General features: G+C 65.8%; 11 protein-coding genes. 7 read left to right on the top strand and 4 right to left on the bottom strand.

The features are described from left to right. Positions 1-161: 161 nt before the first annotated feature. On the top strand, positions 162-1,331 hold the full coding sequence (gene thrC, locus ACFQO4_RS04915; protein ID WP_500260459.1) for a threonine synthase: 1,170 nt from the start codon (positions 162-164) through the stop codon (positions 1,329-1,331). A gap of 142 nt (positions 1,332-1,473) precedes the next feature. Continuing rightward, entirely contained in the window at positions 1,474-1,767 is a 294-nt protein-coding gene (locus ACFQO4_RS04910; RefSeq protein WP_500259847.1) for a DUF5808 domain-containing protein, read from the top strand. Positions 1,768-1,942: 175 nt separating this feature from the next. On the opposite strand, the gene ACFQO4_RS04905 is transcribed toward ACFQO4_RS04910, so the two are convergent. Continuing rightward, positions 1,943-2,764 (bottom strand): lipoate--protein ligase family protein, encoded by an 822-nt coding sequence (locus tag ACFQO4_RS04905; RefSeq protein WP_500259846.1) that lies wholly within the window; start codon positions 2,762-2,764, stop codon positions 1,943-1,945. Between the two features lie 160 nt (positions 2,765-2,924). Between ACFQO4_RS04905 and ACFQO4_RS04900 the strand changes: the two genes are divergently transcribed. The 5 genes from ACFQO4_RS04900 (at position 2,925) to ACFQO4_RS04880 (ending at position 10,028) form a co-directional block, all read left to right on the top strand. Further along, a complete protein-coding gene (locus ACFQO4_RS04900; RefSeq protein ID WP_500259845.1) occupies positions 2,925-3,989 on the top strand; it encodes a metal ABC transporter substrate-binding protein in 1,065 nt (354 codons plus the stop codon). Between the two features lie 5 nt (positions 3,990-3,994). Further along, complete coding sequence (locus tag ACFQO4_RS04895) at positions 3,995-4,780, top strand: metal ABC transporter ATP-binding protein (RefSeq protein ID WP_500259844.1); 786 nt, start codon at positions 3,995-3,997, stop codon at positions 4,778-4,780. Next, a complete protein-coding gene (locus ACFQO4_RS04890) occupies positions 4,777-5,826 on the top strand; it encodes a metal ABC transporter permease (RefSeq protein ID WP_500259843.1) in 1,050 nt (349 codons plus the stop codon). Before ACFQO4_RS04895 ends, ACFQO4_RS04890 begins: the two co-directional genes overlap by 4 nt. Before the next feature lie 108 nt (positions 5,827-5,934). Further along, entirely contained in the window at positions 5,935-8,781 is a 2,847-nt protein-coding gene (locus ACFQO4_RS04885) for a PAS domain-containing protein (RefSeq protein WP_500259842.1), read from the top strand. A 344-nt stretch (positions 8,782-9,125) separates the two neighbouring features. After that, positions 9,126-10,028 carry a serine/threonine-protein kinase RIO2 gene (locus ACFQO4_RS04880; protein WP_500259841.1) on the top strand — a complete coding sequence of 301 codons (903 nt, stop codon included), beginning with the start codon at positions 9,126-9,128 and terminating at the stop codon, positions 10,026-10,028. A gap of 106 nt (positions 10,029-10,134) precedes the next feature. Here ACFQO4_RS04880 and ACFQO4_RS04875 read toward each other — a convergent pair whose 3' ends face one another. From ACFQO4_RS04875 to kdgK1, 3 genes are all read right to left on the bottom strand, one after another. Continuing rightward, positions 10,135-11,553 carry a dihydrolipoyl dehydrogenase family protein gene (locus ACFQO4_RS04875; RefSeq protein ID WP_500259840.1) on the bottom strand — a complete coding sequence of 473 codons (1,419 nt, stop codon included), beginning with the start codon at positions 11,551-11,553 and terminating at the stop codon, positions 10,135-10,137. A 207-nt stretch (positions 11,554-11,760) separates the two neighbouring features. Then, positions 11,761-12,927 (bottom strand): hypothetical protein, encoded by a 1,167-nt coding sequence (locus tag ACFQO4_RS04870; protein WP_500259839.1) that lies wholly within the window; start codon positions 12,925-12,927, stop codon positions 11,761-11,763. Between the two features lie 156 nt (positions 12,928-13,083). Beyond that, positions 13,084-14,037, bottom strand: a complete 954-nt coding sequence (gene kdgK1 / locus ACFQO4_RS04865) for a bifunctional 2-dehydro-3-deoxygluconokinase/2-dehydro-3-deoxygalactonokinase (RefSeq protein ID WP_500259838.1) — start codon at positions 14,035-14,037, stop codon at positions 13,084-13,086. Between the last annotated feature and the right edge of the window lie 132 nt (positions 14,038-14,169).

The raw sequence follows: 14,169 nt of genomic DNA, 5'->3' as shown, positions 1-14,169 counted from the left end.
TCTTCCGCTCACCGGTTCACCTCTCGAGGCACTCGTGGACGCTCAGACGGCGAGTCAGGCGCCGACGAGGGTGTCGGACGAGGACGACGGGCGCCGATTTCGCCCGACTGCCGATGGCACCGCCCCGGGAAGTCTTCATCCTCCGGGCCGAACGGCCGATAATGCCTCCGATGCGCGTCTGCTACGCCTGCGAACGAACGTTCGAGTCCTCTCGAGCCCGGTGTGACTGCGGCGAACCGCTGTGGCGGCCGATCGAGCCACTCGAAAGCTGTCCCTCGGACGCTGGCTCGAGCGGGCGATCGATCTGGCGGTACGACGCTGTGCTCCCGGCGAGTCAGCCGACGGGCGACCTCGAGGCCGGCGGTGCGGCGGTCTGGCGAAGCGAGACGCTCGAAGGTTACGCAGGGGCGCGCGTCTGGCTCGCCGACGAGGGGCGAAACCCGACGGGGAGCTTCAAGGATCGTGGAAGCGCCATCGGCGTCGCGGCCGCCCTCGAGGCCGGGGTCGATCGCGTCGGGACCGTCTCCCACGGCAACATGGCGAGGAGCGTGGCGGCGCACGCGGCGGCCGTTGGAATCGACTGCACCGTCCTCGTCCCCGCGGACATCGCCGAGGAGCGGATTCGGGCCATCGCCCGGTTCGACCCGCGAATCGTCCGCGTCCGCGGGGACTACGGCCGATTGTATTACGACGCCCTCGAACTCGGTCGCAGGCACGGAATCCAGTTCCTCAACTCCGACGTTCCCCTCCGGGTCGCCGGCCAGAAGACGCTCGCGTTCGATCTCCTCGAGCACGTTCCCTCGCTCGACGCGATCGTCCTCCCGGTCAGTAGCGGCGGCAACGCGAGTGCCGTCTGGAAGGGCCTCCTCGAGTTGCGCGCCGGCGGGTTGCTCGAGTCGCTGCCGCGACTGTACCTGACTCAGGCGGCGGCCTGCGATCCGATCGCCGCGGCGTTCCGGTCGGGTCGAGAGCGCGTCGACCCCGCTGCGGACGTAAAAGAGACCATCGCGTACTCTATCGCCAACGCCGATCCGCCGAGCGGGACCCGCGCCCTCGCGGCCGTTCGGGACACCGATGGTGCCGTCCTCTCGGTCGAGGACGACGCGATTCTCGAGGCCCAGGACCGCCTGGCTCGCGACGCTGGCGTGCGCGTCGAACCCGCCTCCGCGACCACGGTAGCAGGGCTTCGCCAACTGGCCGACCGCGGGGACGTCAACCCGGACGAGACGGTCGCCTGCGTGCTGACCGGACGCGGCTACGGCGGGGGCGAGTTCCCGTCGGCGCCCGTCGTCGACCGCGAGGACCTCGAGTCGGTACTCAAGTCCGCGTGACGATCGGTCTCGAACCGGCGCTCGACCTCGACCTCGAGTGAGGTCCTGTTGTCGACGGTCCCGAGCAGGTAACGGCGCTGCGGAGGGGCGCCGTAAGAGAGCGTACATAATACTCTTATTACCGGACGGTGTACGCCCGGGTATGGCAGACAAACCGACCTCCGGTGAGATTTTCGGTGTCCCGTACAACTTCGAGCGACCGAGTTTCGGCCGAATGCTCTCGTCGTACTGGCAACCCGGTGAGGGAATGCTCGTCGAGAAGCCCTTCGGCGTCGGCTACACGCTCAACCTGGCCAACTGGCGCTCGTGGATCGTCGTCCTCATCGCGGGCGCACTGCTCTGGCAGGAACAGTCGCCGTCGTCGGAGTCGGAATCGGACTCGGAGTCAGCGATCGATCCTGTCGAAGTGATCGTCGACGACGAGAGCGACGACTGAGCGGTCTCCAGTAGCACTTTTCGACCGTTTCCGTTCGCTCGAGTCTTGGGTTCGAGCGCCAGCCCTGCCGCTCGTGGTGCGAACCTCGAGTCTCCCCTTCCTCCGGAACTCGTATACCGAATTCGAATTCGACGACCTCGGGCGCCTGCGTTCACCCTCCCCTTCGCGCGTGAGTTCAGGCCTCGACCGCGCGGTCGCGAACCCAGCCTTCGGCGCCGAACTTCCGCTCGGCGAGGTCGGCCGCGGCCTCGAGTTCCTCGTCACGCCACTCGCCCTCCTCGGCGTCACACCACTCCCCGAGTGCGTTGGCGAGGCAGCCGACGGCCTCCTCGCGGTCGATTCCCGCCTGCTCGCGGATGCTCGTGACGCGGTCAGTAAACGTCTCCGGCTCGATATCCGCGGCGAAGACGCCGACGTGGGTTTCGGGCTCGAGGTCGAAACTCAGCGAGCCGTGCTGGATGACGACGTCGCGCTGGCGGTACTGGGCGTTGCCGCTGATTTTCTTCGCCTCGGCTTCGCCTGCGGGGGCCACCACGTCGTGAGCCGGATGGATGTCCCGGAGGTAACACGAGGGACGGTAGATGGCCTCCTGTTTCGCCCCCGCGAAGTCGGCGTCGACGCCCATCCGCGAGAACGCCTCCAGGATGGGCTCACAGAACATAGCGTAACAGTCCATTAGGTCGCCGGGGACTTCCGCGGCCGGGGCGACGATGGTGTAGGAGATGTCGGCGACGGAATCGTGGTAGATGCCGCCACCGCCGGTCTGGCGTCGGGTGACGTCGATTCCACGGTCCTCACAGAAGTTCCAGTCGACGGTATCCGAATCCTGTTGGTAGCCCAGCGAGAGCGTGCTCGGTTCCCAGTCGTAGACCCGAACGGTGCGCAGGTCGTCCTCGAGCGCCGTCTGCGCGGCGATTTCCTCGAGGGACATCTGGATCGCTCCGTCCCTGGGGTCGTCCCTGATCAGGCGCCACTCGCGGTCGGCGAGGTCGGTCATACCCGTGTGCTCGTCGGCCACCGAGAAATGGATTCCGACGTGTTGTCACCGTCGACCGTCGACCGTCGATGGACCTCCACTCGACCACCTGGTTTAGATCTATCTAAAAATAGACTTCGGTAGTAACTACTTTATAGTTCGCAGGTGCTACGTCTCGACAATGAGCGAGCGACTACGGTCGTCGGACGGACGCACGATTTCACGCCGGCAGACACTCGCGAGCGCCGCTGGTGTCCTCGTCGCCGGGAGCGCGGGCTGTCTCGCGGGCCTCAGCGGGAGTCCGTCAAGGGGTGAGGACGGGTCGCCGGTCGTCGCGGCGTCGTTTTTCAGCTTCTACGACTTCGGGCGCAAGGTAGCCGAGAACACGCCCGTCCAGGTGACGAACCTGGTTCCGACGGGCCTCCACGGCCACGGCTGGGAACCGGACGCGAGCATCACGCGCGACATCATCGAGGCGGACGCGTTCATCCACGTCGGCCCGGAGTTCCAGCCCTGGGCCGACCGGGCGATCCAGACGCTCGAGGACGACGAGGTCGACACAGCGTTGATCAACGCCCGCGAGGGCGTCGAACTGGTCTCGCTGGCGGCCAGCCTGGACCCGGAAGAAGAGGGCGTCGGCGACGGACGAGGCAAAGATCCGCACTTCTGGCTCGACCCACGGCGCGCGAAGCGCTCGGTCGACAACATCGCCGACGGCCTGATCGAGGTCGCCCCCGACCACGAGGAGACGCTCCGGGAGAACGCCGAGGCGTACAAGACGGACGTCCTGGACCGGATCGACGCGGACTACGAACGAATCTTCGAGACGGCTTCGCGGGACGTGGTCCAGCTCGCGGCTCACAACGCGTTCCAGTACGTCGGCGTTCGCTACGGCGTCGAGATGCGCCCGCTGGTCACGAACCTCGCTGCCAGCGGGAACGTGGCACCGAGCGACATCGTGGCAGCCAAAGAGGTCATCGAGGAGAACGACATCGAGTACATCGGTGCCGCGGTCTTCGAAACGCGCAAACCGGCCGAGCAGTTGCTCGCGGAGACGCCCGTCGAGGCCTACTTCCCCGTGACACCGTACGCCGGCGTCTACGAGGAGTGGGTCGACGCGGGCTGGGGCTACGAGGAGATCGCGTACAACATCAACATGCCCACGTTCAGTGTGGTCCTCGGCAACGAATCGCCGGACGAAGCCGGACCGGACGGCTGGGCCGACGAGTGGCGAAACTTCGAGTAAAATTCATGCACACGACACCCACCCAGGAACCGTCTACGGACTCCACCGAGTCGGAGACGCCCGTCATCGAACTCGCTGACGTCGACTTCGGATACACGTCCACCCCGGTCGTCGAGGACGTCTGCCTCCGCGTCGACCCCGGTGAGTACGTCGCCGTCGTCGGCCCGAACGGCTCCGGAAAATCGACGCTCATGCGACTCGCGCTCGGCTTGCTCCGACCGGACAAGGGTACCGCACGGTTGTTCGACGAACCCGCTCACCGTTTCGACGACGGCGCTCGAGTCGGATACGTCGCTCAGCGGGCGAGCGCCTCGACGGAGATGCCGATCACGGTTCGCGAGGTCGTGAAGATGGGCCGGTTTCCCCACGTTCGGTTCGGCCGACTCGACGAGGCAGACTGGGCAATCGTCGACCGGGCCCTCGAGACGGTCGGCATGGACGCGTTCGCCGACCGGCGAATCACGAACCTCTCCGGGGGACAGCGCCAACGGGCGTTCATCGCGCGGGCGCTCGCGGGCGAGGCGGACCTGCTCGTCCTGGACGAACCGACCGTCGGCGTGGACGCCGAATCGGTCGAGGCGTTCTACGACCTGCTCGAGTCGCTCAACGACTCGGGGATCACTGTCCTCCTGATCGAACACGACCTGGGCGCGGTGACCGCCCACGCCGACCGGATCGTCTGTCTCAACCGCGAGGTGTACTTCGACGGGACGGCGGAGGCGTTCGTCGAGAGCGACGCGCTCGGCCGGGCGTTCGGGGCGGCGGCTGCCATCGTGGGTGACCGCCGATGAGTCGATTGGCCGTCGGCCCGTTGCAGTCGAGCCCCATAGACGTCGCCCTTGACCCACTGCAATCGGGACCTGTCGATGTCGCCCTCGAACCGCTGTACTGGCTGCTCGAGGCGTGGTACTGGCTCCTGTCCCAGCTGTACTACGCGACAGGGCTCGAGATGATCCACCCCGAGTACGCGTTCATGCACCGGGCGATTCTGGTCGGCCTCTGCATCGGCGTGATGGCCCCGCTCATCGGCACCTTCCTGGTCCACCGCCAGCTCGCGCTCATCGGCGACGCCCTCGCACACACCGCGTTTGCGGGCGTCGCGGTGGGGCTATTCGTCAACGCGACCCTGTCGTTCTCGGTGTCGCCGTACCTGACGGCCATCGTCGTCGCGGTGATCGCCGCGCTGCTCATCGAACTCATCTCGGAGTACACCGACGCCTACAACGACGTCTCGATGGCGATCGTCCTCTCGACGGGGTTCGCCCTCGGGACGGTGCTCATCAGCCTCAACGCGGGCGGACTCACCGTGTCGATCGACCAGTACCTCTTCGGGAACCTCTCGACGGTGTCGGCCGAAAACGCGGTCTTGCTGCTGGTGCTGTTCGCCGTCGTCGTCGGCACCGTCGCACTCACCCGCAATCAACTGCTGTACGTCACCTTCGACGAGGTGGCCGCCGAGGTCGCGGGAATTCCCGTGCGCTGGTACAATCGGGTGATGGTGATGCTCACCGCGCTGGTCGTCGTCGGCGCGATGCAGATCATGGGCGTCATCCTCGTGGCGGCGATGCTGGTCGTCCCCGTCGCCGGCGCCTCGCAGGTCGCGCGAAGCTTCTCGCAGGCGCTACTGACGTCAGTCGTCCTCGCCGAACTCGCCGTCGTCGTCGGCATCGGTGTCGCGTACTACGCCGAGGCGACCGCCGGTGGCGTCGTCGTGCTGGTCGCCGTCGCCATCTACGTCGGGTGCGTCGGCCTCGGTAAACTCTTCGCCGGAAGCCACCGTGAGGAGTCGGCGATGGACGTTGACGCCATCGACGGCGACGGGGCCTCGCTCGAGTGACGACTCGATCGCTGAACCCGGAACGCTCCCAGGTGGGCCACCTCGAGCAGTTTCGCCCGGTCGCTCGACCACTATAGGTTTATACACCTGGCTCTAGGTCTTGGCGTAATGGAATCGCCAGGTTCGGCTCCGAACTGCACTCGAGCGGACGTCCAACGCGTGTTTTCGCGACTCGAGGACCCCTCGATGCCGATTTCGGCCGCCGAAGTCGCCGACGAGCTGGAGTGCACCCTGGAGTCTGCCCGTCGAACCCTGTCTGAACTCGTCGAACGAGGCACACTCCGGTCGAAGCGAATCGACGAGTCAACTCGAGTCTGGTGGCGCTCGAGCGACGCTGAGCGTCCCGATGGGCGAACGGATCGAGAGGAGTTCAGCGCCTTCGTCACCGCCGTTAAGGATTACGCCATCTTCATGCTCGACCCCGATGGCACCGTCGCCAGCTGGAACGACGGGGCGGAACGGATCAAGGGCTACGACGAAGCCGATATCGTCGGCGAGCACTTCTCCGCGTTCTACACCGACGACGACACTGCCGCCAGCGTTCCCGAGCGAAACCTCGAGCGGGCGACCACCGAGGGCCGCGTCGAGGACGAGGGCTGGCGCGTTCGTGAGGACGGCTCTCTCTTCTGGGCCAACGTCACCATTACGGCACTCCACGACGACGAGGGGGCGCTTCGCGGATTCACCAAGGTCACTCGCGACATGACCGAGCGTCGAGAGTACGAACAGCAACTCCGCCGGGAACGCGACTTCACCGCCCAGGTGCTCGAGACCGTCCCGGTCGGGATTCTCGTGAGCACGCCCGACGGCGACCTGACCCGGGCGAACAGGCGAGTCTTGGACTGGCTCGGTGCCGAGGCGTCGTCGTTCACCGACCACGACCACGACCGCGAGACGTGGGACGTCTACGATGCCGCCGGCGAGCAGATCCCGTTCGAGGACTGGCCGTTGATGCAGGTCGTCGAAACCGGCGAGCCAGTTTTTGGCTACCAGTGCCAGATCGATTCGCCGGCACGCGGTCGGCGGTGGGTCTCGATCAACGCCGCACCGATCCACGACGGCGGCGACGACGACCGAGTCGTCTTCTCCGTCGAGGACGTCACCGAGCAGCACGAACGCGAACAGCAACTCCGTCGCGAGCGCGACCAGACCGAGCAACTCCTGCGGACGGTGCCGATCCCCATCGGCGTCTGGAACGCCGACGGGGAGACGGTGATGGCGAACCGGCGGGCCCAGGAAATCCTCGACGTTTCCGAACAGGAATTCCTCGACGATCCCGCCGGCGCCGGTCAGTGGAGACTCTACGATCCTGATGGGAACCCCCTCGACTCGACCGAAACGCCGTCCGCGCGCGCTGCAGCGACCGGCGAACCGGTCCGCAACGACGAAGTCGTCGTCGAAATACCTGACGGCGATCGCATCCACCTGCACGTGAACGCCGCTCCGGTGCTCGATCCCGATGGGAACGTCGAACGAATCATCGTCGCCGGCGAGGACATCACCGACCTCAAGGATCGAGAACACCAGCTGGAACGACGGAAGTCGGAACTCGAGACCGAACTGAGCGAAATCCTCGGTCGAATCACCGACGCGTTCTACGCGCTCGACGACGAGTGGCGATTCACGCACGTCAACGAGCGCGCTGAAGAGTTAATCGACTTCGAGGATCAGGGACTGGTCGGCCAGCACGTCTGGGAGGTCTTCGACTGGGTCACGAACACGCGTCTTCGCGACGAGTACGAACGGGCGATGGAGACACAGGAACCGACCTCGTTCGAGTTCCACTACCCCGACCCACTAGACGCGTGGCTAGACATACACGTCTATCCGTCGGAGACAGGCCTTTCGGTCTACTTCCGGGACGTCACCGAACGGAAAGAGCGCGAGCGCCAGCTCGAGGAGTCCGAACGGCGCTACCGCACGCTCGTCGAACACTTCCCGAACGGCGCCGTCGCGCTCGTTGACGAGCACCTCCGCTACCAGACGATTGGTGGCACGCCGCTCGACGGGGCGGACGTCGCGGTCGGGTCCGGATTCGAAGCACCGGTCGAGGACGTCCTCCCCGCGCCGCTCGAGGACGAACTCGTGCCGCGATACGAGGCCGCGCTCGAGGGGGAGTCCAGCTCGTTCGAAATCGAACTCGGCGAGCATGTCTACCAACTCCAGACGGTCCCGATTCGCGACGAGAGCGGGGACGTCTTCGCCGCCCTTGGAATGTCCCAGGACATCACCGAGCGCCGAACGTACGAGCGACAACTCGAGGCGTCGAACGAACGCCTCGAGCAGTTCGCCTACGCCGCCAGCCACGACCTCCAGGAACCCCTGCGGATGGTCTCGAGTTACCTGCAGCTAATCGAGCGCCGATACGGCGACGACCTCGACGAAGACGGCGAAGAGTTCCTGGAATTCGCCGTCGACGGGGCCGAACGCATGCGCGAGATGATCGATGGGCTCCTCGAGTACTCCCGGGTGGAAACCCAGGGGAACGCGTTCGAGCCCGTCGACCTCGAGACGGTTCTCTCGGAGACGCGAGCCGACCTCCGGTTCCCAATCGAGGAGAGCGGGGCCAACGTCACGGCGGACTCCCTCCCTCGCGTCGAGGGCGATCCGACCCAGTTGCGCCAGGTGTTCCAGAACCTGCTGAGCAACGCGATCGAGTACAGCGGCGACGAACAGCCGCGTGTGCACGTCACCGCCGAGCGAGCCGGTGACGTCTGGGAGGTGTCGGTTCGTGACCAGGGAATCGGCATGGATCCCGACGACACAGACCGGATCTTCGAGGTCTTCCAGCGCCTCCACAGCCAGGAGGAACACGCCGGAACGGGCATCGGACTCGCACTCTGTCGACGCATCGTCGAGCGTCACGGCGGGACGATACGGGCCGATTCGGAACCGGGCGTCGGGACGACATTCACCTTTACACTCCCGGCGGTGGACGACGCCGACCAGGGCTGAACGGACGTCGCCGCTCTCGAGACGAATCCTTCTTTCGCGACGAGAGTTCCTCTCTCGCGACGAAACCTCTCTCACGCAACGGAACCTCTCTCCCGCGACGAATTCCGGTGATCAGCCGTTCGGTCGAATTTCCGCTCCTGCTCGCTGAACCATGGTCTTCTCGATCTACACCGGCTCTCGAGCGCCGAGATCCGGTGACCAGGGCGCTCCGCCGCGAGCCACTCGACGAGCCATGATTACCGGGTGAAACGGGGTTTCATACAGCTACATACAGTTTATCACGTGGCGCCCGGGCCGCTCGAGCGGTTGTGAGCACTTTTACGTCCACGGCGGCTACGGCGTCCATGGTGCGGAACGTCGCCGAGCTGTTGGCAGAACTCGAGGCCGAGGACTTCTATCTCCTCTCGGGAATCGAGCAGGGAATGCGCTTCTCGGAGTGGGTCCAGCGCGAGAAGCTGTCGAACTTCTCGGGGCTCACCCCCGAGGAGGTGGACTACCGCCTCGAGCGCTGTCTCAAGCGAGGGCTGGTAGAGAAAAAGACGATCCAGTACGAGGGGTACACCCTCCAGTTCGAGGGCTACGACGCCCTTGCCCTTCGTGCACTCGTCGAGCGAGACACGATCTCGGAGTTCGGCGCCCCGCTGGGCGTCGGCAAGGAGAGCGACGTCTACGAGGTCAAATCCTACAAACCGCTGGCCCTGAAGTACCACCGGGAGGGCTATACCAACTTCCGGGAGGTCAACCGCGAGCGCGATTACACCTCGGAGAATCAGCACGTTTCCTGGCTCTACACCGCCCGAAAGGCCGCTGAACGGGAGTTCGACGCCCTCGAGACGCTGTATCCCGACGTCTCGGTACCCCAACCGATCGACCAGAACCGACACGCCATCGTGATGGAGAAGATGCCGGGGGTAGAGCTCTCGCGAACCCGGTTCGAGGACAACCAGGTGCTGGGGGTGCTCGAGTTACTCTTGCGAGAACTCTCACGCGCGTACGAGCAGGGGTACGTCCACGCGGACATGAGTGAGTACAACGTGTTCGTCGCCGAGGAGGGGGTGACGATTTTCGACTGGCCGCAAGCGGTGGCGACCGATCACGAACACGCCCGTGAGTTCCTCGACCGTGACCTCGAGAATCTGGTGGGGTACTTCCGGCGGAAATATCCGTCAGTTGTGCCCGAGGACCTCGAGAGCGACGCGATCGCTGCCGAGATCGCTGCCGGAGAGTTCGATTCGTTGTCGGTATAGGACGTGATACACTCTATGATGCTATAGGTAATCTGACCACGCTCGAAGTATCGCCGTCGCAGACGCTGCATGAATGCTCTTCAACCTCCTTGAGCCCGAAAACCGCTTACTCGAGTTCTGCTGCTGCCTCCCGGAACAACCCGTCCAGAATCTCGGGCGTGGTCGGGTGGTACGCCCGGTCCGGAATCTCGCGCACGTCGAGGCCCATCTCGACGATCACCTGCATCGTCTTGGCCATCACGTCGGCGTGGAGGTGCAGGCCCTGGTAGCCGAGCACGGTCCCGTCGCGGGCGCTGACGACCAGCGTGGCGACGCCCTCCGAGTGGTTCTTGCTTTTGAAGACGCCGTCGTCAGACGCCTCTCGCGAGACCACAATCGCGTCCATCGACGAATCCGCGACGGTGTCAGGGGTGTGGCCGACGCGGGCTACCGGATAGGTACCGAGTCCGGAGAAGATGACGTGGTGGGGGACGTTCGCGTAGGGCTCGAGGTCGTCGCCTCGAGCGTGGCGCAGGACGTTCTTTCCGGCGGCAAAGCCCTGTTCCTTGGCGACGTGGAGGATCGGTTCGCGGCCGTTGGCGTCTCCGACGACGAACGTACACTTGTCGTCTGCGGCTTGCATCGTCGGCTCGACCCAGCCCTGCTCCGGTTCGAGGGGTGTGTTCTCGAGCCCCATCTTGTCGACGTTCGGACGACGGCCGGTGAAGACGTAGAGCTGTTCGGCCTCCAGCACCTCCTCGCGACCGTCGCGGTCGACCGTGAGTCGGACGCCACCGTCTGCAGTCGATTCGAGGCGCTTCTCGTCGGTGTTCGTCAGAATCTCGACGTCGAACTGGTCACGGTAGAGGTCGAGGATCGTGTCGCCGTAGGCGTCCTCGAACTCCTCGAGCGGACGCTCGTCGTGCTCGATCACGGTGAGGTCGACGCCGCCGACCTCGCTGAGGTAAGGGACGAGTTCGAGGCCGATGTAGCCAAAGCCCATCACGATTCCCGAGTCGGGAAACGACGTCGTGTCGAGGACGTCCGTGCTCGAGCAGTAGTCGACGTCCTCGATGCCGGGCGTGTCGGGGACGTCGAGCGTCGAGCCGGTCGCGATAACGACGTAGTCGGGCTCGATCGTGCGGTCGCCGACGGCGAGCGTGCGGTCATCGACGAATCTGGCGCGCTCGTGGAGGAACTCGACGCCGTCGCGGTCGGCGAGGTCGTGAACGTGATTCCGTCGATGCTCGGCGAATCCGTGAATGTGCTCGTCCTTCTGGGCGACGACCGCCTCGGGGTCGACCGCCGGTGTGCCCTCGAGCCGGCCGTCGTGTCGCGCCTGGTAGCGGTGCTGGGCGGCCGAGAGGACGTCCTTCGAGGGCATGCAGCCCCGGAGAATACAGAGGCCGCCGCCCGGTTCGCCGTCGTCGATCAGCGTCAGTTCGAGGTCGGTTTCCGATTCCGCGGCGCGCTCGAGCAACTCGTCGGCGGCGGCGACGCCCGCGCTCCCGTAGGCGCCGACAATCGCGACGTGAAGACTGTCCATATCGGCGAAACGGTGGCTTCCCCAATAGGCGTTGGTGCGGTCGTGCGCGGACGACTCACTGGCGAGAGACGACTCACTGGCGAGAGGGAGGGAGATGCGCGAGTCGAGGGATACGCGTCCGTCCACCACAAGCATTTACTCGGGGTGAGTTCGTCGACGGAAGATCGACAGGAAAAGGCGTTTTCGAGGACGAACGCGACGACGGGTCTAGCGTCGAAGCCTGGACACGACACCCGTCCCGAGGAGTCCGAGGAGCGCAGCGAGAGCCCCGAATCCGGGGAGGCCGTCGCTTTTGGCGCTCGAGCCGGTATCGTCGTTACTGCCCTCGTCGGCACCCGAGCCATCGACCGACGCGGTTCGCTCCGAGAAGTGGTTGAACGCGACGTAGACGGTCGCCGTCGCGTCCGCCTCGGCGTGCTGGCGCACCATGTACGCGGATTCCTCGCCGCCGATCGCGCTCTCGAGTTCGGAGTGTGAGGACGCCTGGGCAGCGGCCTCGCCGTCGACGCGAACCTCGAGATCCTCGAGCGTACCAACGGTCTCTTCCTCGACCGTCGTCATGACGATCGTCCCCTCCTCGACGGCGCGGTCGACGGTGACGTCGACGCGGCGTTCGCTCTCCTGTTTGGCCTCGAGGGTCAGGTCCTCGCCGTAGGTGACCGCGTCGGCGACGGTCTCGCCGTCTCGCTGCTCGACGTAGACCTCGGCGGCGGCCGAGCCGTCGGCGATGAGTTGTTCTTCCCCTTTCGTCTCGTCAGTGCGCTCGCCATCCGCGTAGGATCGGAAGACGAGCGCCGACTCGCCCTCGAGGCTGGCCGCGACGTTGCCCTCCTCGTTGACGGTCACGTCGCCGTCGCCGATCACGAGGAAGATGCCGTTGCGGTCGTCGCCCTCGACGACGACGCGCTCGCCGTCGCCTTCGGCGCTGGCCTGGACGTTCTCGCCGAGCTGTGCTTCGACGACCTGGGCGTCGCCGCCGGCCCGGACGACGAGAATCCCGCGCTCGTTGTCGTGTGCCGACAGCGTCGCGCCGCTCTCGGATTCGATTCGCGTTTTCGTCTGGGACTCGGCGCTCACCGAGAGCCCGGCACCCTCGAGGTTCACGACGGCCCCGAGGTCGATACCGGCGCCGGCACCGGAACTGGCGTCGCTTCGGGAGTCGACGGCGACCGATGAGAACACGGTCTCGCCGCCGACAGCGTAGTTCGTCAGGGCGCTCCCCGACGTCTCGAACTCGAGGTGGCTCCCCGCGTACGTTTCGCTCTGGGTGGTCGCGCTCGATTCGGCCGAACTCGCACCGGCCCCGGCCGCGGCGACGAGACTGACGCCGAGCATCGCGGCAAGGAGGACGGTTACGACTGCATTTCGATTCATTTCATCTGATCAGTTCGCCCGCACTATAAAAGGGGTTCTGACAGAGCCGTCCAATCGAACCGGGTCCGAAAATCACCTCGAGTGCGCCCAGGAGGCTCGTTTACGACGCTCGACCCTCGATTCACGACGGTCACCGGTGCGGGCGGGAGAGAGGGTTCAGCGCGAGATCGACTCGCCGCTGTCGGCGACGACCGCGTCGACTTCCGCCTTCGTGAGGAGGGCAGCGTCGCCCGGAATCGTCCGCTTCAGCGCGGCCGTCGCGGCGGCGTACTCGAGCGCTCGCCCGACGTCGTCGCCGGAGAGCCGGCGGGCGATGAACGCGCCCGTGAAGGCGTCGCCAGTGCCGATGGGGTCGTGTGTCTCGGTCTCGTAGGCGTCGTGGTCGTGGACGACGTTGTCGTGCCAGGCGAGCGCGCCCTGGTCGCCGCGGGTGACGACGACCGTCCGGAAGTCGAACTGGGAGCCGAGCTTGTGCGCCAGCTGACGGGGGTCGCCCTCGTAGCCGAGCACGGTACGAGCGTCGCGGGCCGCGATCACGAGCACGTCGATTCCGGGGAACAGTTTCGTCAGGGTGTCTCGCGCCTCCTCGGGCGACCAGAGCTTTCGCCGGTAGTTGAGGTCGAAGGCGGTGGTCGTGTCGTTCTGTCGCGCCGCCTTCAGGAGCTGTGCCGTGGTCTCCCGGAGCGTCGGCGACAGTGCGGGCGTGATGCCCGAGGTGAAGAAGACCCGAGCGTCCCGGATGAGGTCGATGTCGAACTCCTGGGGTTCGGCGGTCGTGATTGCGGCGTTCGACCGGTCGTAGACGACGTTCGTCCCGCGGGGCTTGCCTCCGTGCTCGAGGTAGTACGTCCCCTGGCGACCCTCGTCGCTCCAGACGACGTCGGTGTCGATGCCGTACTGCTGGAGTTCGCCGACGACGCGCCGACCCAGCGGAGAGTCCGGGAGCTTCGAGGTCCAGGTGGAGACGGCGCCGAGTCGCTCGGCGGCGACGGCCACGTTGCTTTCGGCGCCCGCCGCGCGAACCTCGAACTCGCTCGCGGTCTCGAGGCGTTCGTGCCCGGGCGGCGAGAGGCGGAGCATCGTCTCGCCGAAGGTGACGAGGTCGCTCACGCGTCTCCCTCCCGGTTCGGTCGGTCGGTGGTGATGGTGAATCGCTGGCTCATGGGTCGCAAAACGGAGGGCCGTGCTATAAGTTGTGTCGTTGGTGGCGGTATCTCACTTTCACTCTCACTCGAGACCCTG

Origin of the sequence: Saliphagus sp. GCM10025334 (assembly GCF_042663485.1) — an archaeon.
Lineage (GTDB): Archaea > Halobacteriota > Halobacteria > Halobacteriales > Natrialbaceae > Natronosalvus.
Note: the sequence above shows the minus strand (reverse complement) of the source record. Positions and strands in the feature narration are given on the sequence as shown.

Coding starts and splice junctions, on each gene's coding strand:
- thrC (WP_500260459.1), top strand. CDS start 162: ATGCCTCCGATGCGCGTCTGCTACGCCTGCGAACGAACGTTCGAGTCC.
- ACFQO4_RS04910 (WP_500259847.1), top strand. CDS start 1,474: ATGGCAGACAAACCGACCTCCGGTGAGATTTTCGGTGTCCCGTACAAC.
- ACFQO4_RS04905 (WP_500259846.1), bottom strand. CDS start 2,764: ATGACCGACCTCGCCGACCGCGAGTGGCGCCTGATCAGGGACGACCCC.
- ACFQO4_RS04900 (WP_500259845.1), top strand. CDS start 2,925: ATGAGCGAGCGACTACGGTCGTCGGACGGACGCACGATTTCACGCCGG.
- ACFQO4_RS04895 (WP_500259844.1), top strand. CDS start 3,995: ATGCACACGACACCCACCCAGGAACCGTCTACGGACTCCACCGAGTCG.
- ACFQO4_RS04890 (WP_500259843.1), top strand. CDS start 4,777: ATGAGTCGATTGGCCGTCGGCCCGTTGCAGTCGAGCCCCATAGACGTC.
- ACFQO4_RS04885 (WP_500259842.1), top strand. CDS start 5,935: ATGGAATCGCCAGGTTCGGCTCCGAACTGCACTCGAGCGGACGTCCAA.
- ACFQO4_RS04880 (WP_500259841.1), top strand. CDS start 9,126: ATGGTGCGGAACGTCGCCGAGCTGTTGGCAGAACTCGAGGCCGAGGAC.
- ACFQO4_RS04875 (WP_500259840.1), bottom strand. CDS start 11,553: ATGGACAGTCTTCACGTCGCGATTGTCGGCGCCTACGGGAGCGCGGGC.
- ACFQO4_RS04870 (WP_500259839.1), bottom strand. CDS start 12,927: ATGAATCGAAATGCAGTCGTAACCGTCCTCCTTGCCGCGATGCTCGGC.